This window comes from Mycolicibacterium setense (assembly GCF_000805385.1).
Lineage (GTDB): Bacteria > Actinomycetota > Actinomycetes > Mycobacteriales > Mycobacteriaceae > Mycobacterium > Mycobacterium setense.
This window is the reverse complement of record NZ_JTJW01000009.1, coordinates 1-21,492: the sequence shown is the minus strand read 5'-3', so window position 1 is coordinate 21,492 and position 21,492 is coordinate 1. Positions and strand designations below refer to the sequence as shown.

23 protein-coding genes are annotated in these 21,492 nt (G+C 65.8%); 20 read left to right on the top strand and 3 right to left on the bottom strand.

Annotated elements, in window-relative coordinates:
- The first annotated feature begins 267 nt into the window (after positions 1 to 267).
- The 3 genes from rho (at position 268) to QQ25_RS22710 (ending at position 3,722) form a co-directional block, all read left to right on the top strand.
- Positions 268 to 2,328, top strand: coding sequence for a transcription termination factor Rho (gene rho / locus QQ25_RS22720; RefSeq protein ID WP_039381245.1), 2,061 nt, complete (start codon positions 268 to 270; stop codon positions 2,326 to 2,328).
- A gap of 90 nt (positions 2,329 to 2,418) precedes the next feature.
- Positions 2,419 to 3,129 carry a DUF8817 family protein gene (locus QQ25_RS22715; RefSeq protein ID WP_039381244.1) on the top strand — a complete coding sequence of 237 codons (711 nt, stop codon included), beginning with the start codon at positions 2,419 to 2,421 and terminating at the stop codon, positions 3,127 to 3,129.
- Positions 3,117 to 3,722: a PadR family transcriptional regulator gene (locus QQ25_RS22710; protein ID WP_039323398.1), complete on the top strand. Its 606-nt coding sequence runs from the start codon at positions 3,117 to 3,119 to the stop codon at positions 3,720 to 3,722. Before QQ25_RS22715 ends, QQ25_RS22710 begins: the two co-directional genes overlap by 13 nt.
- On the opposite strand, the gene QQ25_RS22705 is transcribed toward QQ25_RS22710, so the two are convergent.
- Complete coding sequence (locus tag QQ25_RS22705) at positions 3,683 to 4,300, bottom strand: TetR/AcrR family transcriptional regulator (RefSeq protein WP_234706176.1); 618 nt, start codon at positions 4,298 to 4,300, stop codon at positions 3,683 to 3,685. The two genes, QQ25_RS22710 and QQ25_RS22705, sit on opposite strands and share 40 nt — an antisense overlap.
- Before the next feature lie 133 nt (positions 4,301 to 4,433).
- Between QQ25_RS22705 and fadD1 the strand changes: the two genes are divergently transcribed.
- The 16 genes from fadD1 (at position 4,434) to QQ25_RS22625 (ending at position 19,097) form a co-directional block, all read left to right on the top strand.
- Entirely contained in the window at positions 4,434 to 5,987 is a 1,554-nt protein-coding gene (fadD1, locus tag QQ25_RS22700; protein WP_039323395.1) for a fatty-acid--CoA ligase FadD1, read from the top strand.
- 182 nt (positions 5,988 to 6,169) lie between these two features.
- A complete protein-coding gene (gene rpmE, locus QQ25_RS22695) occupies positions 6,170 to 6,412 on the top strand; it encodes a 50S ribosomal protein L31 (RefSeq protein WP_039323392.1) in 243 nt (80 codons plus the stop codon).
- Between the two features lie 87 nt (positions 6,413 to 6,499).
- The gene (gene prfA, locus QQ25_RS22690) at positions 6,500 to 7,582 is read left to right on the top strand and encodes a peptide chain release factor 1 (RefSeq protein WP_039381243.1); all 1,083 of its coding nucleotides are present in this window, start codon (positions 6,500 to 6,502) and stop codon (positions 7,580 to 7,582) included.
- 44 nt (positions 7,583 to 7,626) lie between these two features.
- Entirely contained in the window at positions 7,627 to 8,472 is an 846-nt protein-coding gene (prmC, locus tag QQ25_RS22685; RefSeq protein ID WP_039381669.1) for a peptide chain release factor N(5)-glutamine methyltransferase, read from the top strand.
- A gap of 30 nt (positions 8,473 to 8,502) precedes the next feature.
- A complete protein-coding gene (locus tag QQ25_RS22680; protein ID WP_039381238.1) occupies positions 8,503 to 9,165 on the top strand; it encodes an L-threonylcarbamoyladenylate synthase in 663 nt (220 codons plus the stop codon).
- Positions 9,166 to 9,172: 7 nt separating this feature from the next.
- Positions 9,173 to 10,393 (top strand): glycosyltransferase family 4 protein, encoded by a 1,221-nt coding sequence (locus QQ25_RS22675; RefSeq protein ID WP_039323384.1) that lies wholly within the window; start codon positions 9,173 to 9,175, stop codon positions 10,391 to 10,393.
- A 304-nt stretch (positions 10,394 to 10,697) separates the two neighbouring features.
- Complete coding sequence (locus QQ25_RS22670) at positions 10,698 to 11,144, top strand: ATP synthase subunit I (RefSeq protein WP_039381235.1); 447 nt, start codon at positions 10,698 to 10,700, stop codon at positions 11,142 to 11,144.
- A 10-nt stretch (positions 11,145 to 11,154) separates the two neighbouring features.
- Positions 11,155 to 11,940 (top strand): F0F1 ATP synthase subunit A, encoded by a 786-nt coding sequence (gene atpB, locus QQ25_RS22665; RefSeq protein ID WP_039323378.1) that lies wholly within the window; start codon positions 11,155 to 11,157, stop codon positions 11,938 to 11,940.
- A 76-nt stretch (positions 11,941 to 12,016) separates the two neighbouring features.
- A complete protein-coding gene (locus QQ25_RS22660) occupies positions 12,017 to 12,277 on the top strand; it encodes a F0F1 ATP synthase subunit C (protein ID WP_039323374.1) in 261 nt (86 codons plus the stop codon).
- A gap of 9 nt (positions 12,278 to 12,286) precedes the next feature.
- The gene (locus tag QQ25_RS22655) at positions 12,287 to 12,805 is read left to right on the top strand and encodes a F0F1 ATP synthase subunit B (protein ID WP_039323370.1); all 519 of its coding nucleotides are present in this window, start codon (positions 12,287 to 12,289) and stop codon (positions 12,803 to 12,805) included.
- Entirely contained in the window at positions 12,806 to 14,143 is a 1,338-nt protein-coding gene (locus tag QQ25_RS22650) for a F0F1 ATP synthase subunit B/delta (RefSeq protein WP_039381233.1), read from the top strand.
- A gap of 46 nt (positions 14,144 to 14,189) precedes the next feature.
- Entirely contained in the window at positions 14,190 to 15,839 is a 1,650-nt protein-coding gene (atpA, locus tag QQ25_RS22645) for a F0F1 ATP synthase subunit alpha (RefSeq protein WP_039323364.1), read from the top strand.
- 7 nt (positions 15,840 to 15,846) lie between these two features.
- A complete protein-coding gene (locus tag QQ25_RS22640; RefSeq protein ID WP_039323361.1) occupies positions 15,847 to 16,770 on the top strand; it encodes a F0F1 ATP synthase subunit gamma in 924 nt (307 codons plus the stop codon).
- A gap of 41 nt (positions 16,771 to 16,811) precedes the next feature.
- The gene (gene atpD, locus QQ25_RS22635; RefSeq protein ID WP_039323358.1) at positions 16,812 to 18,239 is read left to right on the top strand and encodes a F0F1 ATP synthase subunit beta; all 1,428 of its coding nucleotides are present in this window, start codon (positions 16,812 to 16,814) and stop codon (positions 18,237 to 18,239) included.
- Positions 18,240 to 18,269: 30 nt separating this feature from the next.
- The gene (locus tag QQ25_RS22630) at positions 18,270 to 18,635 is read left to right on the top strand and encodes a F0F1 ATP synthase subunit epsilon (protein ID WP_039323355.1); all 366 of its coding nucleotides are present in this window, start codon (positions 18,270 to 18,272) and stop codon (positions 18,633 to 18,635) included.
- 15 nt (positions 18,636 to 18,650) lie between these two features.
- Complete coding sequence (locus QQ25_RS22625) at positions 18,651 to 19,097, top strand: DUF2550 domain-containing protein (RefSeq protein ID WP_039323352.1); 447 nt, start codon at positions 18,651 to 18,653, stop codon at positions 19,095 to 19,097.
- A 9-nt stretch (positions 19,098 to 19,106) separates the two neighbouring features.
- Here the strand turns inward: QQ25_RS22625 and QQ25_RS22620 are convergent, their stop codons facing one another.
- A complete protein-coding gene (locus QQ25_RS22620) occupies positions 19,107 to 19,673 on the bottom strand; it encodes a cob(I)yrinic acid a,c-diamide adenosyltransferase (RefSeq protein ID WP_039381232.1) in 567 nt (188 codons plus the stop codon).
- Positions 19,674 to 19,771: 98 nt separating this feature from the next.
- On the opposite strand from QQ25_RS22620, the gene murA reads away from it, so the two are divergent.
- Positions 19,772 to 21,028, top strand: a complete 1,257-nt coding sequence (gene murA / locus QQ25_RS22615; protein WP_039323346.1) for a UDP-N-acetylglucosamine 1-carboxyvinyltransferase — start codon at positions 19,772 to 19,774, stop codon at positions 21,026 to 21,028.
- 149 nt (positions 21,029 to 21,177) lie between these two features.
- On the opposite strand, the gene QQ25_RS31405 is transcribed toward murA, so the two are convergent.
- A partial coding sequence (locus tag QQ25_RS31405; RefSeq protein ID WP_234711960.1) for a hypothetical protein occupies positions 21,178 to 21,492 on the bottom strand: 315 nt, incomplete at its 5' end.

Here is a 21,492-nt window from a genome sequence, read left to right as displayed (position 1 = left end):
ACGTTGCTTGATTACTTCACCAAAGCGAGATATTCTCGCTCTCGTCCAGCACTCGCAGGGTCTCTGCCTGCGTCGACACCAGGACGACCACCCAATCTTCTTGTGTTCTACTCGTGGACTGACGGTTCGCCGTGTATCGGCGAATCCTGGCGATCGCCGTTGCGCAGGCGACGGTGTGAGCTACGCGGTCAGCGGTTCAGCTGAACGCGCATCGACCTTTGGGGAACCCTCGCACCACTTGATGAGCGAGGGAAAGAAAGGAAATCCGTGACAGATACGGACCTCTTCACGGCTGACAGCGCAAATGGCGCTGGGGATCTACCGCACGCCGTGACATCTGAAAGCACTGCGACCGCTGACGCCACAGCGCCGGCTGCTGCCTCTGCGCCCGGAACGGACACCGCGCGGCGCGCTTCGAGCGCCCGGCCCGCGTCGCTGTCGACCATGGTGCTGCCTGAGCTGCGAGCCCTGGCCAAGGAAATCGGTGTTGAAGGCGCGTCCGGTTTGCGCAAGAGTGAATTGATCGCAGCTATTCGTGCCCATCGGGGCGAATCCAACGGTGCCACCGCGGCGCCTCAACAAGCCGCCGACGTCCAGCCGGACGCCGGTGCCGCTGAGCAGCCCGCGGCCCGTCGCCGTGAGCGTCGGGGTTCCTCGCGTCAGGCCGGCGCCCCGGTCGCCGACGCCGCGCCGGTCGACGCCGCCAAGGACGAGGCCGCCAAGGGCGGGGCCGTCAAGGACGAGGCCGCCAAGAGCGACGCATCCAACGAGCCCGCCAAGGTCGAGCCGAAGTCGGACTCCGCCGCCGAGGCCGACACCAAGGAAGCCAAGGCCGAGCCGCAGGAAAGGCCCGCCAAGCAGGACCGGCAGGACAAGCGCGACCGCCAGGAACGCCGCGAGAAGCGCGAGCAGTCCGAGGGTGAGAACAAGCAGGGCGAGAACAAGCAGGACGACAGGCGCGACCAGAAGCAGGACAAGGGTCAGGCTCGCGACCAGTCCGATCAGCAGGACAACCAGCAGAACCGGGGCGGTAACTCCTCGGGCAACAACGATGATGACGGCGATGGCGATGGCCGTCAGGGTCGCCGCGGTCGCCGGTTCCGCGACCGCGACCGTCGCCGCCGGGGAGAGCGTGGCGGCGAGGGCGGTAACGAGACCGAGCTGCGCGAGGACGACGTCGTCCAACCCGTCGCCGGCATCCTCGATGTCCTGGACAACTACGCATTCGTCCGCACGTCGGGTTACCTGGCCGGGCCGAACGATGTCTACGTGTCCATGAACATGGTGCGCAAGAACGGTCTGCGCCGTGGTGACGCGGTCACCGGTGCGGTCCGGGTGGCGCGCGAAGGCGACAGCGGTGGCAACAACCCGCGGCAGAAGTTCAACCCGCTGGTGCGCCTGGACAGCGTCAACGGCGGTCCGGTCGAGGCAGCCAAGAACCGGCCTGATTTCACCAAGCTGACGCCGCTCTACCCGAATCAGCGGCTGCGTCTTGAGACCACTCCCGAGCGGCTGACCACCCGTGTCATCGACCTGATCATGCCGATCGGTAAGGGACAGCGTGCCCTGATCGTGTCGCCGCCCAAGGCCGGCAAGACCACGATCATGCAGGACATCGCCAACGCGATCACCCGCAACAACCCGGAATGCCACCTCATGGTGGTGCTCGTCGACGAGCGTCCGGAAGAGGTCACCGACATGCAGCGTTCGGTGAAGGGCGAGGTCATCGCCTCGACCTTCGACCGTCCGCCGTCAGACCACACCCAGGCCGCCGAGCTGGCGATCGAGCGGGCCAAGCGCCTGGTCGAGCAGGGCAAAGACGTGGTCGTTCTGCTCGACTCGATCACCCGTCTGGGACGCGCGTACAACAACGCGTCGCCTGCTTCGGGCCGCATCCTGTCCGGTGGTGTGGACTCGACCGCGCTGTACCCGCCGAAGCGTTTCCTCGGCGCCGCCCGCAACATCGAGCACGGCGGCTCGCTGACCATCATCGCCACGGCCATGGTGGAGACCGGCTCGACCGGTGACACCGTGATCTTCGAGGAGTTCAAGGGCACCGGTAACGCCGAGCTCAAGCTGGACCGCAAGATCGCCGAGCGCCGGGTGTTCCCCGCGGTCGACGTCAACCCGTCCGGCACCCGCAAGGACGAGCTGCTGCTCAGCCCGGACGAGTTCGCCATCGTGCACAAGCTGCGCCGCGTGCTCTCGGGCCTCGACAGTCACCAGGCCATCGATCTCCTGATGAGCCAGCTGCGCAAGACCAAGACCAACTACGAGTTCCTGGTGCAGGTCTCCAAAACTGCCCCGGGCTCGATGGACGTCGACTGACCGACATCGATCGCGCACAAGGCCCTCGCCATCCGGCGGGGGCCTTTTGCGTACACAGCGCGAATACTCAATGTTGACTAATCTGGCGGCATGGTTCCCACGACGATCCCGCTGCTGCCCTGCACCGCCCCGGGACCGACCATCGAGTTCTATCGAGCCCTGGGTTTCGATACTTCCGACCAGCAGACAAAGCCCTACCTGCATCTGGCGTTCGCGCTGTCCGGCATCGAGCTGCACTTCAAAGAGCCCGCACCGGGACTGAACGCCGCCGACGAACTGTCCGGCGGGTGTCTGGTCATGCTCGACGAAGTCGCCGGTCATCACGCCGCCTTCACGGCCGGCCTGCGCGCACACTACGGCCGCCTGCCGGTGACCGGGCTCCCGAGGATCAGGCGGTTGCGGCCCAGGCAGAGCCGGTTCTGCCTGTACGACCCGTCGGGCAACTGTGTGGTGTTCATCCGGCGCGACGAAGCGGAGATCACCTACGGCGGCTCACGCGCACTGTCCGGTCTGGCGAAAGCGCTCGACAACGTCGCGATCTTTCGGGACTTCAAGGAAGACGACGTGCTCGCGGCCCGGGCACTCGATACGGCACTGGGCAGGTACCGCGACAGCGCGCCGCGGATCGATCTGGCCAGGGCGCTGGCCGACCGGATCGAGCTCGCCGTTGCTCTCGGCGACGACGAGACCGCCGATTCCGTTCGCGCCGAGCTGGATTCGATGATGTTGACGCCGGCCGAGGGTGACGCGGTGGCACTTGAACTGCAAGCGATCACGGATCTTCAGCGGTGGCTGGCGTAGCCGCGCCGACGGTCCGGTTGTTGGTCCTCGGCGTGGTGCGCATGCTCGGCGAGGCGCACGGTTACGCGGTGCACCGGGAGCTGATGTCGTGGCGCGTGGACACCTGGACGGCGGTCAAGCCGCCGTCGATCTACCACGCGGTCAAACAGCTTGAGCGCGAGGACAAGCTACGGGCGGTGCGGTCCGAGGCCGGTTCTCGCGGGCCCGCGCGCACGGTCTATGCCCTCACCGACTCGGGCGACACCGAGTTCTTCGGACTTTTGCAGGCCGCCCTGGTGAGCCCCGAGATCGAAGTGCTCGGAGCCGGTGTCGCCTTCATGTGCAGCTTGCCGCGAGACCGGGCGGCCGAGTTACTGGCCCGACAACTGACCGTGAGCCGCGAGATCGCCGAGGAACTGCAGGGCATGAAACCGCAGTGGCCCGATCCCGAACAGCCCCCACACGCGCACCATCTGCTCGACCTGTGGAGTGGTGTGTTCGGGGCCAACGCGCGATGGACCGAGGCGATGCTGGGCCGAGTGCGGGCCGGCGAATTCAGGTTCGCCGGCGACGCTCAAGGAGCGGGATCGGCTTTCAAGCCCGGTATGACATAGCGCCGAACATGGGCCAGCACGGCGTCGCCGTCGTTGGGGTCCAGCGTGTTACCGGGCACCGTCGCCAGCGAGATCACCACTCGGGCAATCCATTCCGAGGCCTCTGCGATATCGATGTCGGTGCGGATCTCGCCGCGATCGCGGGCGGCCACGATGTAGCGCGACCAGAATTCGGCGAGGTCGGGGACCAAACCCTGTACACCGGCTCCTGCACATGCGGCGAACTCTTCGGGTTCGTCGTTGCGAAGCTTCATCAACACCGCACCCGGATCGTCATAGGCCCGCAAGCCGTTCGCGATGCCCGCGACGAGTTGGTGGTCGAGCCCCTCGATCTGCTCGAGCATGGCATGCGCCTCGGACCAGAAGGTGTCGTTGAGGCGCACGATCACCGCGCCGAGCAGCGTCACCTTGTCCGGGAAGTGTCGATACAGCCATCCGCGGGAAACGCCTGCGGCCTCGGCCACCTCCGAGACTGTGGTGGCACGAATACCCTTGGTGCGCAGACACTCTTCTGCGGCGTCGAGCAGTCGATCGCGCACGCTGCGGGGGGCCTTGCCAGTCAACTCGGTGCTGGTCAACTGTCGTGTCTCCTGAACGTAGGGGTGGGCCGCGAGCGGATCAGGTACATGATTCTGCCAAGGACGTAACGTGTCGCGCCACATCATGGTAGACAGTTTTGTCGATCTGTTCACTAACCTTGGGGATCATCGGATGGCCGAAACGCTGCAGCAGTTGCTCCGGGAGCGCGAAGGGAGCGACGCGATCGCCGTCAAGTATGGCGATCGGACCTGGACCTGGCGTGAACACATCGCCGAGGCGCAGGCCCAGGCCGCCACGCTGATCGGAATGGCCGACCCGCAACGTCCGCTGCACGTCGGCACGCTGCTGGGCAACACCCCCGACATGCTGACCGCGCTGGCTGCCGCAGCGCTCGGCGGCTATGTGCTGTGCGGCATCAACAACACCCGTCGAGGCCCTGCGCTGGCCCGCGACATCGCCCGGGTGGAATGCCAGGTGGTCCTGGTCGATGAGCAGCATCGTGGCCTGCTCGACGGCGTCGAGCTGCCCGGCGTCACCGTCATCGACGTCTCGGAGGCCGTCTGGTCACCGCGGGAACTCGTGGCGCACCGCGAGGTCGGGCCCGACGACACCTTCATGATGATCTTCACCTCCGGCACCAGCGGCGAACCCAAGGCTGTCGAGGTGGCGCATTCGATCGTGCTGTTCTCGGCCGCCGCGCTGGTGCAGCGCTATGAGTTGACCGAGGCGGACACCTGTTACCTGGCCATGCCGCTGTTCCACTCGAACGGCGTGTACGCCGGGTGGGGCGTTGCCCTCAGTTCGGGCGCGGCCATGGCGCCGGCGCAGTTCTCCGCATCGCGGTTCCTGTCGGACATCCGCCGCTACCGCGCGACGTACATGAACTACGTCGGCAAGCCCCTGGCCTACATCTTGGCGACCGCCGAGCAACCCGACGACCATGACAACCCGCTGCGGGTGGCGTTCGGCAACGAGGCCGCAGACCGCGACATCGACGAATTCAGCCGCCGGTTCGGCTGCAGTGTGTGGGACGGCTTCGGCTCGACCGAACTGGCGATCATCATCACCCGCTCCGAGGGGACCCCGGCCGGCAGCGTCGGCAAGGGTTTCCCTGGCGTCGCCATCTACGACCCGGAGACCGTTGAAGAATGCGCTGTCGCACAATTCGACGACACCGGTGCCCTGGTCAACGCGGACGCCGCCATCGGAGAGCTGGTCAACACCGATGGCAGCGGGATGTTCCGCGGCTATCACAACGATCAGGGTGCGACCGATGAACGGCTTCGGCACGGCATGTACTGGTCGGGTGACCTGGCCTACCGCGACGCCGACGGTTGGATCTACCTGGCCGGCCGCACCGCGGACTGGATGCGGGTGGACGGCGAGAACATCACCGCCGCCCCCATCGAGCGCATCCTGTTACGCCAGCCGGTGATCAGCCGCGTGGCCGTCTACCCGGTGCCCGACGAGTTCGTCGGCGACCAGGTGATGGCGGCCATCGTCCTGCGCGACGGTCAGCGGCTCACGCCGGACGGTCTCAGCCGATTCCTCGCCGCTCAACCGGACCTTTCACCCAAGGCCTGGCCACGCTACGTCTGGATCGCCGACGATCTGCCCAGTACCGCGACCAACAAGATCCTCAAGCGCGAGCTGGTGGCCCTCGGCGCCGATCCGGCAGGCCGGGTGCTGTGGAAGCGGGACGGCACGGTCTACACGCAAATCTGACCGGGCTGCCCCTGTGACCGGCCGGGGAATAGGCCCCGGTCATCCCGCGTTTAGGAAGTTGGCGGTTGACCTGGCATAATGGACCGCCGACCCTCGGTCCCGGTTCACGTCCGCGTACGTGAGGAGCGCATGCGCTCGAAATGATCTGCGGGCGACCCGGGCCAACGATTGAAGAGGAACCCATGAAAACAGGCATTCATCCTGAGTATGTCGAGACCACGGTCCACTGTGGTTGCGGCAATACCTTCAGCACCCGTAGCACCAAGCAGACCGGCCAGATCGTGGTCGAGGTCTGCTCGCAGTGCCACCCGTTCTACACCGGCAAGCAGAAGATCCTCGACAGCGGCGGCCGCGTGGCCCGCTTCGAGAAGCGGTACGGCAAGCGCAAGCCTGCTGGTGATCAGGCTGCCGCAGCCGACAAGTAGCTACGTCAACAGCGCCCGATCTGTCGCATTCGCGTCAGATCCGGGCGCTGTTCTCGTTTCACGGCGGATTTCGGGAAGGAGCGAACAGTGACCGGCACTGATACAGCACCGGCGATCGAGGCATTACTGGCCGAGCATGCCGACCTGGAGCGCCAGCTCGCCGACCCGAACCTGCACGCCGATGCCGGAGCCGCCCGCAAGGTAGGCCGGCGCTTCGCCCAGATCTCACCCGTCGTCGGCACCTACCGCAAGCTGGAGGCCGCCCGCGGCGACCTGGAAGCGGCCCGCGAGCTCGCGGCCGACGATTCCAGCTTCGCCGACGAGGTGGAGGAGCTGACCGCCAAGGTCGCCGAACTCGACGCCCAGCTGACCGATCAGCTCGCCCCCCGCGACCCGCACGATGCCGACGACATCGTGCTGGAGGTCAAGTCCGGGGAAGGCGGGGAGGAGTCGGCACTGTTCGCCGCCGACCTGGCCCGCATGTACATCCGGTACGCCGAGCGCCACGGCTGGACCGTCACCGTGCTCGACGAGACATGGTCTGACCTCGGCGGTTACAAGGACGCCACCATCACCATCGCCAGCAAGGGCGATTCCGCCGACGGGGTGTGGGCGCGGATGAAGTTCGAGGGCGGTGTCCACCGCGTCCAGCGGGTGCCCGTCACCGAGTCGCAGGGCCGCGTGCACACGTCGGCCGCAGGCGTACTCGTCTATCCCGAGCCGGAAGACGTCGAGCAGGTCCAGATCGACGAGTCCGATCTGCGCATCGACGTCTACCGCTCCTCGGGCAAGGGCGGACAGGGCGTGAACACCACCGACTCCGCGGTCCGCATCACCCACCTGCCCACCGGCATCGTCGTCACCTGCCAGAACGAGCGGTCCCAGCTGCAGAACAAGGCCCGGGCCATGGTGGTGCTCGCGGCTCGGTTGCAGGCGCTGGCCGAAGAGCAGGCATCGGCCGACGCGTCGGCCGACCGCGCCAGCCAGATTCGCACGGTGGACCGCAGCGAACGGATCCGCACCTACAACTTCCCCGAGAACCGGATCGCGGATCACCGCATCAACTTCAAGGCGCACAACCTCGACCAGGTGCTCGACGGCGATATGGACGCGCTGCTCGACGCGTTGGCCGCCGCCGACAAGCAGGCCCGGCTGCAGCAGGAGTCGTGACCCAGCCCGCCGGCCGAGGCACGACACAGCCCGCCGGCCGAGGCATTACACCGCTGCGGCAGGCGATCGCGGCCGCAACGGCCCGCCTGGCCGCCGCCGGCGTCGCCTCCCCTCGGATCGACGCCGAACTACTGGCCGCGCATGCCGCCGGAGTCGAGCGCGGCCGGTTGATGTTTCTCGACGATCCAGGTGAGCGGTTCGAGCAGGCCTTCGACGATCTCGTCGCCGCCCGTTCCCGCCGGATTCCCCTGCAACACCTTCTCGGCACCGCACCATTCGGCCCGTTGACGCTCGAGGTCGGCCCCGGCGTGTTCATTCCGCGGCCGGAGACCGAGGCGCTGCTCGAATGGGCCTGTGCGCGAGAACTTCCGGACAATCCGGTGATCGTCGACCTGTGCACGGGGTCGGGCGCGCTGGCGTTGGGGCTGGCCGCCAACTGGCCCGATGCCCGGGTACTCGCCGTCGAGAATTCGCCCACCGCCCTGGACTTTGCCCGGCGCAACGCGGCGGGGACCCGTGTCGAAGTACTGGACGCCGACGTCACCGCGCCCGGCCTGCTGCCCGAACTCGATGCCGGGGTGGACCTACTGGTTTCCAACCCGCCCTACATCCCCGAGGCCGCGGAACTGGAACCCGAAGTGGCCCAACATGATCCCGCAGCCGCGTTGTTCGGGGGCGCCGACGGGATGTCGGTGATCCGGCCGATCGTCGCGTTGGCCGCCCGCTGGTTGCGCGATGGTGCGACGTGCGCCGTCGAGCACGACGACACCACGTCCGGGCTGTCGGTCGAGGCCTTCACCAGCGACGGGCATTTCACCGAGGTCACCGCGCGCCGTGACCTCGCAGGGCGACCCCGCTTTGTGGCGGCGACCCGGATTGGGAGAAGCTGAGTTGATGCGCGCACCGACCGGGGAGCCGACATGACCATCTTCGATTGCACCGACGCCGATCAGCGTGCGACCGGTATCGCGTCAGCGATCAGCGCTGTCAAGGGTGGCCGCCTCGTGGTGATGCCGACCGACACCGTCTATGGCATCGGTGCCGACGCGTTCGACTCCGAGGCGGTAGGTGCGCTGCTGGCCGCCAAGGGCCGGGGCCGCAACATGCCGGTCGGGGTGTTCGTCGGTTCGTGGAACACCATCGACGGACTGGTCTATTCGGTGCCTGCGGCCGCCCGCGAACTGATCCGCGCATTCTGGCCCGGTGCGCTGAGTCTCGTGGTTACGCAGGCGCCGTCACTGCAGTGGGATCTCGGGGACGCCAACGGCAGCGTCATGCTCCGGATGCCGCTGCATCCCGTGGCCATCGAGTTGCTGCGGGAGGTGGGTCCCATGGCACAGTCCAGCGCCAACGTCTCGGGCAGCCCCGCCGCGGTGACCGCAGCGCAGGCACACGAGCAACTCGGCGACAAGGTCGAGGTCTATCTCGATGGTGGACCCGCCGCACAACAGGCCGCGTCCACCATCGTCGACCTCACCGGCGACCAGCCACGCATCCTGCGGACCGGCCCGATCAGCGCCGCGGACATCGCTAGGGTCGTCGGCGTGGAAACATCCACGCTCACAACAACACCTACGGAGTGATCTCAGCTTGCTGCAGTACGGTTCATCGGTGATGTCGGCCGGTGACGCAGTGATCCCCGCAGTCAATACCGGCCTGCTTGCGCTGTCCGACCGGGGCGCCGGTGTACCGCTGCGAGAGCTGGCTCTCGTCGGACTGACCGCCGCCATCATCACCTACTTCGCCACCGGCTGGGTGCGCGTCGTGGCGATCCGGCTCGGCGCCGTCGCCTACCCGCGCGAACGGGATGTCCACGTGCACCCCATTCCCCGGATGGGCGGACTGGCCATGTACATCGGGGTGGCCGCCGCGGTGCTGCTGGCCTCCCAGCTGCCGGCACTGACTCGGGGATTCGTCTACTCCACCGGTATGCCTGCGGTGGTGGTGGCCGGTGGCCTGATCATGGCCATCGGGCTGATCGACGACCGCTGGGGCCTTGATGCGCTGACGAAGTTCGCCGGGCAGATCACCGCGGCCAGCGTGCTGGTGACGATGGGTGTGGCGTGGAGCGTGCTCTACATCCCGTTCGGGGGAGTGGGCACCATCGTGCTCGACCAGGTGTCCTCGATCCTGCTGACACTGGCACTGACGGTGTCGATCATCAACGCGATGAACTTCGTCGACGGCCTCGACGGCCTGGCCGCAGGGCTCGGACTCATCACCGCACTGGCCATCTGTGTGTTCTCGGTGGGGCTGCTGCGCGATCACGGCGGCGACGTCTTGTTCTACCCGCCGGCGGTGATCTCGGTGGTGCTGGCGGGCGCGTGCCTGGGTTTCCTGCCGCACAACTTCCACAAGGCCAAGATCTTCATGGGTGATTCCGGCTCCATGCTGATCGGCCTGATGCTGGGCGCGGCGTCGACGACGGCCGCCGGGCCGATCTCGCAGAACGCGTACGGCGCCCGCGACGTTTTCGCGCTGATGTCGCCGTTCCTCCTGGTGATCGCCGTGATGCTGGTGCCCGCACTGGATACGTTGCTGGCCATCGTGCGGCGCACCCGCGCCGGCCGCAGTCCGCTGAGCCCCGACAAGATGCATCTGCATCACAGGTTGCTGCAGATCGGGCACTCGCACCGCCGTGCCGTGCTGCTGATCTACCTGTGGGTGGGCATCATCGCGTTCGGCGCGGCAGCGACGATTTTCTTCGATCCCCGCTACACCGGAGCGGTCGTCGCGGCGGCCATTCTGGTGGCGATCGTGGTGACGCTCATTCCGTTGTTGCAACGCGGGAACGAAGGGACCGAGGACTAGCGCGGGACCAACGCGGAGCGAAGTACGACGAAAAGTAGTAGGCCACGTTTAGGGGTGCCTACCATGTGTTAGGGTGCTGCCAGAACCCGAAAAACCTCGCGGGTTGCCGGCCCGGCCCTACGGTTCGACGAACCGTCAGGTGCCGATCCACGACCGACAAAGGGAGCTACCCCGTGGGTGATTCGAGCCCGCCCGCAGCCCTCCGATATTCTCGGCGGGAATGCACAGGCTTTTGCCAGGGGATAGCAACCGATGGCATCTCCGTGGGTGCAGTTTTTCGTGACAGCGGGATTGGGGTGAAGCAGTGACGACGCCAGCGCAAGACGCGCCGTTGGTGTTCCCGTCGGTGGCCTTCCGGCCGCTGCGTCTGCTGATCGTCTGCGTTGTACTGACCGCGCTGGCCGTGGTGGCCGCCGGTTTCACCGGACACATTTTCTTCGGCGTCTTCTTCGGTGTGGGGCTGGGCCTCGGCTGGCTCAACGCCTTGCTGGTGCGCCGGGCCATCGAATCGATCACGGCCGAAGATCACCCGCTCAAGAAGAAGATGGCCGTGAACTCCGCGTCGCGGTTGCTGATCATCACCGCGATCGCACTCGGCATCGCATTTGTCTTCAAAACCTCGGGCGGCATCGCGGTGCTGTTCGGGCTGGCGATTTTCCAGGCTCTGCTGGTGATGAGCACCAGCATCCCCGTGCTGCGGAAAATCCGCTCGAACGGCCTGGATGTCTTGGATACGGAATCGAAGGGTTGAGCTGACCTATATGACTCAGACGACGACCGTGCTCGCTGCCGAAGAGGGTGGCGCCGCCATCCACGTCGGCCACCACACGATGGTGTTCGAGCTGTTCGGGATGACGTTCAACGGTGACACCATCCTGGCCACCGCGGTCACCGCGGTGATCGTGATCGCGCTGGCATTCGTCCTGCGGGCCAAGGTCACCTCGACCGGCGTCCCGGGCGGTGTCCAGCTGTTCTGGGAGGCACTGACCATCCAGATGCGCGGCCAGATCGAGAGTTCGATCGGTATGAAGGTCGCGCCGTTCGTGCTGCCCCTGGCGGTCGCGCTGTTCTCGTTCATCCTGATCTCCAACTGGCTTGCGGTTCTTCCGCTGCAGTACGGCGGGGCCGACGGGGCGGCCGCGGAGTGGTACAAGCCGCCGGCCTCCGACATCAACTTCGTGCTGGCTCTGGCCCTGTTCGTGTTCATCTGCTACCACGCGGCCGGCATCTGGCGCCGCGGCATCCTCGGCCACCCGAAGCAGGTGCTCAAGGGGCACGTCACCGCGCTGATGCCGATCAACATCGTCGAGGAACTCGCCAAGCCGATCTCGCTGGCCCTCCGTCTTTTCGGCAACATCTTCGCCGGCGGCATCCTCGTCGCTCTGATCGCGATGTTCCCCTGGTACATCCAGTGGGCGCCCAACGCGATCTGGAAGACCTTCGACCTGTTCGTCGGCCTCATCCAGGCCTTCATCTTCTCGCTGCTGACGATCCTGTACTTCAGCCAGTCGATGGAGCTGGAGCACGAAGGTGAAAACGCACACTGATCCGCACTAGTCCCTACAACTGCAGCACACGAACCTCTGGCGGCACAGCCACCAGTTATCAAGGAGGATAAAAGGAATGGAACTCGACGCTAACGCCCTCATCACGGCCGGCGCGCTGATCGGTGGCGGTCTGATCATGGGTGGCGGCGCCATCGGCGCCGGTATCGGTGACGGTATCGCGGGTAACGCGCTGATCTCGGGCATCGCCCGGCAGCCCGAGGCCCAGGGCCGGCTGTTCACCCCGTTCTTCATCACCGTCGGTCTGGTGGAGGCCGCGTACTTCATCAACCTGGCCTTCATGGCGCTGTTCGTCTTCGCCACCCCGGGCCTGCAGTAGTCCATCAGCATGGGTGAACTGAGCGCAACGATCCTGGCTGCGAGCCAGGCAGCGGCGGAGGAAGGCGGTGGGGGCCAGAGCAACTTCCTGGTCCCCAACGGCACCTTCTTCGCCGTGCTGATCATTTTCCTGATCACGCTTGCCGTGATCGCGAAATGGGTTGTGCCACCGGTCGGCAAGGTGCTGGCAGAGCGCGAAGCGATGCTGGCGAAGACCGCCGCTGACAATCGGAAGTCTGCCGAGCAGGTGGCCGCGGCACAGGCCGACTACAACGAGGCGATGGCCGGGGCGCGTACCCAGGCGTCGGCCATCCGTGACGAGGCCCGCGCAGCGGGTCGCGAGGTGGTCGATGCCAAGCGCGCCGAAGCCGGCACCGAGGTGGCCGACAATGTGCGCCAGGCCGATGAGCAGCTTGCTGCCCAGGGTGCCGAGGTGCGGTCGGGTCTGGAGTCGTCGGTGGACGGACTTTCGCAGACCCTGGCCAACCGAATTTTGGGCGTCGACGTGAAATCAGGTGGGACGCAGTAGATGTCGATATTTATCGGGCAGCTGATCGGCTTTGCCGTCATCGCCTACATCATCATCAAGTGGGTGGTGCCGCCGGTACGGAGCCTGATGCAGAAGCAGCAGGAAGCCGTGCGGGTCGCCCTCGCCGAGAGCGCCGATGCGGCGAAGAAGCTCGCCAAGGCCGATGAGATGCACGCCAAGGCACTCGCTGACGCCAAGGCCGAAGCGGCCAAGGTGACCCAGGAGGCCTCGCAGGACTCCGAGCGGATCACCGCTCAGCTGGCCGAGCAGGCCGGTACGGAGGCCGAGCGGATCAAGGCGCAGGGCGCTCAGCAGATTCAGCTGATGCGCCAGCAGCTCATCCGCCAGCTGCGGACCGGCCTCGGATCGGAGTCGGTGGCCAAGGCCGACGCTCTGGTACGGGCACATGTCGCCGACCCGGCCGCGCAGGCGGCCACCGTCGACCGGTTCCTCGCCGAGCTCGAGCAGATGGCCCCCTCGTCCGTGGTCATCGACACCGCCGCGACGGCGAAGCTGCGAGCAGCGAGCCGCGAGTCGCTGGCGGTCATGGTCGACAAGTTCGATTCCGTCGCAAGCGGTCTGGACGCCGACGGCCTGACCACCCTGGCCGACGAGCTGACCTCGGTGGCCAAGCTGCTGCTGTCCGAGTCGGTACTGGTGAGGCATCTGGCGCAGCCGAGCGACGATGCGTCCGCCAAGGTGGCACTCCTCGACCGTCTGCTGTCCGGCAAGGTCGGCGATACCGCACTGGACTTGCTGCGGACCGCCGTTTCGCAGCGTTGGTCGACCGAGTCGAACCTGGTCGACGCGATTGAACACACCGCACGTCTGGCGCTGCTCAAGCGCGCCGAGACCGCCGGTGAGGTCGACGAGGTGGAGGACCAGCTGTTCCGGTTCGGCCGCCTGCTCGACGCCGAGCCCAGGCTCTCGGCCCTTCTCAGTGACTACACCGCTCCGATCGACGGCCGGGTTGCCTTGCTGAACAAGGTTCTTGCCGGCAGCGCGGCGGCGAACGGGACGGCAGCTGCGCTGCTGACCCAGACCGTGGGACTGCTGCGCGGCGAGCGCGCCGATGAGGCAGTCATCGACCTCGCCGAGCTCGCGGTGTCCCGCCGTGGCGAGGTGGTCGCTCACGTGACCGCCGCGGCTGACCTGACCGATGCCCAGCGCAGCCGGTTGTCGGAGGTGCTCACCAGCATCTACGGCCACCCGGTGTCGGTGCAGTTGCACGTCGACCCGGAACTGCTCGGTGGTCTGTCGATCACCGTCGGTGACGAAGTGATCGACGGCTCGATCTCGTCCCGACTGGCCGCCGCGGCCACCCAGCTGCCGGACTAAACCGAACCAAGAACCACCCAAGAACAAGGTAGGAAGACGAAAAACCATGGCAGAGTTGACAATCTCGGCTGCTGATATCGAAGGTGCCATCGAGGACTACGTATCCTCGTTTTCCGCCGACACCGAGCGTGAAGAGATCGGCACCGTCATCGACGCCGGTGACGGCATCGCTCACGTCGAGGGCCTGCCCTCGGTCATGACCCAGGAGCTCCTTGAGTTCCCGGGCGGTGTGTTGGGCGTGGCACTCAACCTCGACGAGCACAGCGTCGGCGCCGTGATCCTGGGTGAGTTCGAGAAGATCGAAGAGGGCCAGCAGGTCAAGCGCACCGGCGAGGTGCTCTCGGTGCCGGTCGGCGACGCCTTCCTCGGTCGCGTGGTCAACCCGCTCGGGCAGCCGATCGACGGCCAGGGCGACATCGCCGCCGAGGAGCGGCGCGCACTCGAGCTGCAGGCCCCCTCGGTGGTTCAGCGCCAGGGCGTCGGCGAGCCCCTGCAGACCGGTATCAAGGCGATCGACGCCATGACCCCGATCGGCCGTGGCCAGCGTCAGCTGATCATCGGTGACCGCAAGACCGGCAAGACCGCGGTCTGCGTCGACACCATCCTCAACCAGCGTGAGGCCTGGGAGACCGGCGACCCGAAGCAGCAGGTGCGCTGCGTGTACGTCGCCATCGGCCAGAAGGGCACCACCATCGCCAGCGTGAAGCGCGCGCTGGAAGAGGGCGGCGCGATGGAGTACACCACCATCGTCGCGGCCCCCGCCTCCGATCCGGCCGGCTTCAAGTGGCTGGCTCCGTACACCGGCTCGGCCATCGGCCAGCACTGGATGTACGACGGCAAGCACGTGCTGATCGTCTTCGACGACCTGACCAAGCAGGCCGAGGCCTACCGCGCCATCTCGCTGCTGCTGCGTCGTCCGCCGGGCCGCGAGGCGTACCCCGGTGACGTCTTCTACCTGCACTCGCGTCTGCTGGAGCGTTGCGCCAAGCTGTCCGACGAGCTGGGCGGTGGTTCGATGACCGGCCTGCCGATCATCGAGACCAAGGCCAACGACATCTCGGCCTACATCCCGACCAACGTCATCTCGATCACCGACGGGCAGTGCTTCCTGGAGTCCGATCTGTTCAACCAGGGCGTGCGCCCGGCCGTGAACGTCGGTGTGTCGGTGTCCCGTGTCGGTGGCGCCGCGCAGATCAAGGCCATGAAAGAGGTCGCGGGTTCGCTGCGTCTGGACCTGTCGCAGTACCGCGAGCTGGAGGCCTTCGCGGCCTTCGCCTCCGATCTGGACGCGGCCTCCAAGGCCCAGCTGGACCGCGGTGTGCGCCTGGTCGAGCTGCTCAAGCAGCCCCAGTACAGCCCGCTGTCGGTCGAGGACCAGGTCATCGAGATCTTCCTCGGCACCCAGGGTCACCTGGATTCCGTTCCCGCCGAGGATGTTTCGCGCTTCTCCGCCGAGCTGCTGGAGCACGTGAAGGCCAGCCACTCCGACATCCTGACCGGGATCAAGGAGACCAAGAAGCTCTCTGAGGAGGCCGAGGAGAAGCTGGTCTCGGTCATCAACGAGTTCAAGAAGGGCTTTGCCGCCACCGACGGCAGCTCCGTGGTTGTCAAGGAGGCCGGCACTGACGCGTTGGACCCCGAGGACCTGGAGAAGGAATCGGTCAAGGTCCGCAAGCCTGCTCCCAAGAAGGCCTAGGTAACCAATGGCAGCCACACTTCGCGAACTACGCGGACGCATCAAATCCGCCTCGTCGATCAAGAAGATCACGAAGGCACAGGAGCTGATCGCCACGTCGCGGATCGCCAAGGCGCAGGCCCGGGTCGACGCGGCCCGGCCCTACTCCACCGAGATCACCAACATGCTCACCGAGCTTGCGGGTGCCAGTGCGCTGGACCACCCGCTGCTCGTCGCACGGCAGAACCCGAAGCGGGCCGCCGTGCTGGTGGTGTCGTCGGACCGCGGTCTCTGCGGCGGTTACAACGCCAACGTGCTGCGTCGGGCCGAGGAACTGTTCTCGCTGCTGCGGGATGAGGGCAAGGACCCGGTGCTCTATGTGGTCGGCCGGAAAGCTCTGGGCTACTACAGCTTCCGGCAGCGCCCGGTGACCGAGTCGTGGACCGGGTTCTCCGAGCGGCCCACCTACGAGAATGCCAAGGAGATCGCCGACACCCTGGTGGAGGCGTTCATGTCCGGCGCTGACGACGAAGGCGACGACGCCGGCGCCGACGGCATCCTGGGCGTCGACGAACTCCACATCGTGTCCACCGAGTTCCGGTCGATGCTGTCGCAGACCGCGGTGGCGCTGCGGGTCGCGCCGATGGTCGTCGAATACGTCGGCGAGGCCGAAACCGGCCCGCACACGCTGTATTCGTTCGAACCGAACGCCGAGAACCTGTTCGATGCGTTGTTGCCGCGCTATATCGCCACCCGCGTGTACGCGGCGCTGCTGGAGGCCGCGGCCTCGGAGTCGGCTTCGCGCCGGCGCGCCATGAAGTCGGCCACCGACAACGCCGACGATCTGATCAAGGCACTGACGCTCGCGGCCAACCGCGAACGTCAGGCGCAGATCACCCAGGAAATCAGCGAGATCGTGGGCGGCGCGAACGCGCTGGCCGACGCGCGCTAGCCGGACCAAAGACGAAAGCCTCGTAGGAAAGCGAAGAGAGAATGACTGCTACTGCAGAAAAGACCGCGGGCCGCGTAGTCCGCATCACCGGCCCGGTGGTGGATATCGAGTTCCCGCGCGGTGCCGTGCCCGAGCTGTTCAACGCGCTGCACGCCGACATCACCTATGGCGCGCTCGCCAAGACCCTGACGCTCGAGGTTGCCCAGCACCTCGGCGACAACCTGGTGCGCTGCATCTCCATGCAGCCCACCGACGGCCTGGTGCGTGGCACCGACGTCCGCGACACCGGCGCCTCGATCTCGGTTCCGGTCGGTGACGGCGTCAAGGGCCACGTGTTCAACGCCCTGGGCGACTGCCTCGACGATCCCGGCTACGGCAAGGACTTCGATCACTGGTCGATCCACCGCAAGCCGCCGGCCTTCGCCGACCTGGAGCCCCGCACCGAGATGCTGGAGACCGGTCTGAAGGTCGTCGACCTGCTCACGCCGTACGTGCGTGGTGGCAAGATCGCCCTGTTCGGTGGTGCCGGTGTGGGTAAGACGGTTCTGATCCAGGAGATGATCAACCGTATCGCCCGTAACTTCGGTGGTACCTCCGTGTTCGCCGGCGTGGGTGAGCGCACCCGTGAAGGCAACGACCTCTGGGTCGAGCTCGCCGATGCCAACGTGCTCAAGGACACCGCATTGGTGTTCGGCCAGATGGACGAGCCGCCAGGCACCCGTATGCGCGTCGCCCTGTCGGCCCTGACCATGGCCGAGTACTTCCGCGACGAGCAGAACCAGGACGTGCTGCTCTTCATCGACAACATCTTCCGGTTCACCCAGGCCGGTTCCGAGGTCTCGACCCTGCTGGGTCGTATGCCTTCGGCCGTGGGTTACCAGCCGACGCTGGCCGACGAGATGGGTGAGCTGCAGGAGCGCATCACCTCGACCCGTGGTCGCTCGATCACCTCGATGCAGGCCGTGTACGTGCCCGCCGACGACTACACCGACCCGGCACCGGCCACCACGTTCGCTCACCTGGATGCCACCACCGAGCTTTCGCGTGCGGTGTTCTCCAAGGGCATCTTCCCCGCGGTGGACCCGCTGGCTTCGTCCTCGACGATCCTGCACCCCAGCGTGGTCGGCGACGAGCACTACCGCGTCGCCCAGGAAGTCATCCGGATCCTGCAGCGCTACAAGGATCTTCAGGACATCATCGCCATCCTCGGTATCGACGAGCTGTCGGAAGAGGACAAGGTTCTGGTGTACCGCGCCCGTAAGATCGAGCGCTTCCTGAGCCAGAACATGATGGCCGCCGAGCAGTTCACCGGCCAGCCGGGTTCGACCGTGCCGCTCAAGGAGACCATCGAGGCCTTCGACAAGCTGGCCAAGGGCGAATTCGATCACCTGCCCGAGCAGGCGTTCTTCCTCATTGGTGGTCTGGACGACCTGGCGAAGAAGGCCGAGAGCCTCGGCGCGAAGCTGTGACGGTAGTCCTTCGGCGAGAGGTGGTGTGACATGGCTGATTTGAACGTCGAGATCGTTGCCGTCGAGCGTGAGCTCTGGTCCGGCAACGCCACGTTCGTCTTCACCCGGACCACCGCTGGTGAGATCGGCATCCTGCCGCGGCACATTCCGTTGGTGGCGCAGCTCGTCGACGACGCGATGGTGCGGGTCGAGCGTGAGGGCGAGGACGACCTGCGTATCGCCATCGACGGCGGCTTCCTTTCGGTCACCGAGGAGACGGTCCGCATCTTGGTGGAGAACGCTCAGTTCGAATCCGAGATCGACGCAGACTCTGCCAAGCAGGACGCGGAGTCCGACGACGAGCAGACAGCCGCATGGGGTCGGGCGCGCCTGCGCGCTCTCGGCCAGATCGACTGACGACAGAGACGACAGATGAGCGCGCCCATGATCGGCATGGTCGCGCTCATCTGCGTTCTGCTACTGGTCGTCGCTGCCCTGAGCTACCGGCTGTGGAAGCTGCGTCAGGTGGGCGGAACAGCTGCCATCCTGCGTGACTTTCCCGCTTCAGGCGGCCAAGGCTGGCGCCACGGTGTCATGCGCTACAGGGGTGGGGAAGCGGGTTTCTACCGGCTGTCGAGCATGCGGTGGTGGCCTGACCGACGATTGAGCCGACGGGGGCTCGAAGTGGTATCGCGTCGCGCCCCACGCGGCGACGAATTCGACATCATGACCGATGCCACGGTCATCCTCGAACTGCGCGACCACGGCCCCGAACGCCGGCAAGGCTATGAGATCGCCCTGGACCGCGGCGCCCTGACGGCGTTCACGTCCTGGCTCGAATCGCGGCCATCCCCACGGGCTCGGCGGCGCAACTACTAGAGGCCGGGCTCATCCGCCGGGCTTCCAGAGGACATCGCCCTCCGGATTCGCCACCCGCGACAGGATGAACAACAGATCCGACAGCCGGTTGAGGTACTTCGCCGGCAGGACGCTCACCGAGTCACCGTGTTCCTGCACCGCAATCCAGGCTGAGCGTTCTGCGCGGCGGGCCACGGTCCGCGCGACATGCAACAGCGCGGACAAGGGGCTGCCACCGGGCAGGATGAACGAACTCAGTGCGGGCAGCGCGTCGTTGAACTCATCGCACCACTTTTCGAGCCGGTCGATGTAGGCCTGCGAGATGCGTAGCGGGGGATGCTCAGGGTTCTCCACTACCGGCGTCGACAGATCCGCGCCGGCGTCGAACAAATCGTTCTGAATCTGTCGTAGCACCGCCAGGATTTGCTGATCGGGTGCACCGAGGGCGACCGCGACGCCGATGGCGGCGTTGGCTTCGTCACAGTCGGCGTAGGCCGCCAACCTCGAATCATTCTTTGAAACCCTGCTGAAATCACTCAGGCCGGTCGTGCCGTCGTCGCCGGTGCGGGTATAGATACGGGTGAGATGAACCGCCATAGCTGAACCGTACCGGGCTCCACGACACCGCCGGCGGGGCTCGCCGGATCTGTCCGAGCAGGCGGAATCTCGACGGCTGGCTGTTTACACTAACCGGCGTGAGCGAGCGTTTCTTGGTGACCGGAGGAAACCGGTTATCAGGCGAAGTTGCTGTCGGTGGCGCGAAGAACAGCGTGCTGAAACTGATGGCGGCCTCGTTGCTGGCCGAGGGCACCAGCACCATCACCAATTGCCCCGACATCCTCGATGTACCGCTGATGGCCGAGGTCCTGCGGGGGTTGGGCGCCACAGTCGAGCTGGACGGCGACACCGTGCGCATCACGTCGCCCGACGAGCCCAAGTACGACGCCGATTTCGCCGCGGTGCGTCAGTTCCGCGCGTCGGTCTGTGTGCTGGGTCCATTGGTGGGTCGCTGCAAGAAGGCCAAGGTGGCGCTGCCGGGTGGTGATGCGATCGGATCGCGGCCCCTGGACATGCACCAGGCTGGGCTACGGCAACTGGGTGCGACCTGCAATATCGAACACGGTTGCGTGGTGGCGGAGGCCGATCATCTGCGGGGGGCCGAGATTCAACTCGAGTTCCCGTCGGTGGGGGCGACCGAGAACATCCTCATGGCGGCGGTGCTGGCCGAGGGTGTCACCACCATCCACAACGCGGCCCGAGAGCCTGACATCGTCGACATCTGCGCGATGCTCAACCAGATGGGCGCCCAGGTCAGCGGCGCGGGCACGTCGACGCTGACCATCACCGGGGTCGAGCGGCTCTATCCCACGGAACACCGGGTGATCGGTGATCGGATCGTGGCGGCCACGTGGGGGATTGCCGCTGCGATGACGCGTGGCGACATCTCGGTGACGGGGGTGGACCCGCAGCACCTGCAGCTGGTGCTGCACAAGCTGCATGATGCCGGCGCCACCGTGACGCAGAACGACAACGGCTTCCGGGTGGTTCAGTACGAGCGTCCCAAAGCGGTGAACGTGGCAACGCTGCCGTTCCCGGGGTTCCCGACTGACCTGCAGCCGATGGCGATCGGCCTCGCAGCGGTGGCCGACGGCACCTCGATGATCACCGAGAACGTGTTCGAAGCCCGGTTCCGGTTCGTCGAGGAGATGATCCGGCTGGGCGCCGACGCACGTACGGACGGTCACCATGCCGTGGTGCGGGGGATCCCGCAGCTTTCGAGTGCCCCCGTGTGGTCCTCGGATATTCGGGCCGGTGCCGGTTTGGTACTCGCCGGCTTGGTCGCCGACGGAGAAACCGAGGTCCACGACGTTTTCCACATCGATCGCGGATACCCGTTGTTCGTGGAAAACCTGTTGAGCCTCGGAGCCGAGATCGAAAGAGTAGGCTCCTAGGTAGCTCGTTTGAGTCGGTCTATACGACAAAACCGCGCTGACCAGCCGATTTGACCTTGTAGGCTGGCCCGCGCTAATCTTTTGAAGTCGCCGCGGAGCGGGTGAAACACCCCGGACCAGAGCGACTTGACAAGCCAGCGGAGCACATACTAAGCTGGCGAGGTTGCCTCAGACCGGATGAAATAAGCCAAAATGAAGCAACTTGACTTGCCGGCAAGGATGTAATTAAGCTGGTGGGGTTGCCCCAAAACAGGGTGACAAAAGAAGTAAAGTCTGTTGTTTGAGAACTCAATAGTGTGTTTGGTGGTTTTTGTTTGTTGTTTTTTGGCCACATTCTTTTTCCCGTTTAGGGTGTGGTTGTTGTTTTTTGATGCCAGTTTGTTGGTGTCTTTTGTTTGTGATCGGATTTTTCTGATTCGAATTCTGCCTGGTTTTTGGACTGGGAAGTTTTTGTTTGGAGAGTT

Coding starts and splice junctions, on each gene's coding strand:
- QQ25_RS22715 (WP_039381244.1), top strand. CDS start 2,419: ATGGTTCCCACGACGATCCCGCTGCTGCCCTGCACCGCCCCGGGACCG.
- fadD1 (WP_039323395.1), top strand. CDS start 4,434: ATGGCCGAAACGCTGCAGCAGTTGCTCCGGGAGCGCGAAGGGAGCGAC.
- rpmE (WP_039323392.1), top strand. CDS start 6,170: ATGAAAACAGGCATTCATCCTGAGTATGTCGAGACCACGGTCCACTGT.
- QQ25_RS22680 (WP_039381238.1), top strand. CDS start 8,503: ATGACCATCTTCGATTGCACCGACGCCGATCAGCGTGCGACCGGTATC.
- atpB (WP_039323378.1), top strand. CDS start 11,155: ATGACTCAGACGACGACCGTGCTCGCTGCCGAAGAGGGTGGCGCCGCC.
- QQ25_RS22660 (WP_039323374.1), top strand. CDS start 12,017: ATGGAACTCGACGCTAACGCCCTCATCACGGCCGGCGCGCTGATCGGT.
- QQ25_RS22655 (WP_039323370.1), top strand. CDS start 12,287: ATGGGTGAACTGAGCGCAACGATCCTGGCTGCGAGCCAGGCAGCGGCG.
- QQ25_RS22650 (WP_039381233.1), top strand. CDS start 12,806: ATGTCGATATTTATCGGGCAGCTGATCGGCTTTGCCGTCATCGCCTAC.
- atpA (WP_039323364.1), top strand. CDS start 14,190: ATGGCAGAGTTGACAATCTCGGCTGCTGATATCGAAGGTGCCATCGAG.
- QQ25_RS22640 (WP_039323361.1), top strand. CDS start 15,847: ATGGCAGCCACACTTCGCGAACTACGCGGACGCATCAAATCCGCCTCG.
- atpD (WP_039323358.1), top strand. CDS start 16,812: ATGACTGCTACTGCAGAAAAGACCGCGGGCCGCGTAGTCCGCATCACC.
- QQ25_RS22630 (WP_039323355.1), top strand. CDS start 18,270: ATGGCTGATTTGAACGTCGAGATCGTTGCCGTCGAGCGTGAGCTCTGG.
- QQ25_RS22625 (WP_039323352.1), top strand. CDS start 18,651: ATGAGCGCGCCCATGATCGGCATGGTCGCGCTCATCTGCGTTCTGCTA.
- QQ25_RS22620 (WP_039381232.1), bottom strand. CDS start 19,673: ATGGCGGTTCATCTCACCCGTATCTATACCCGCACCGGCGACGACGGC.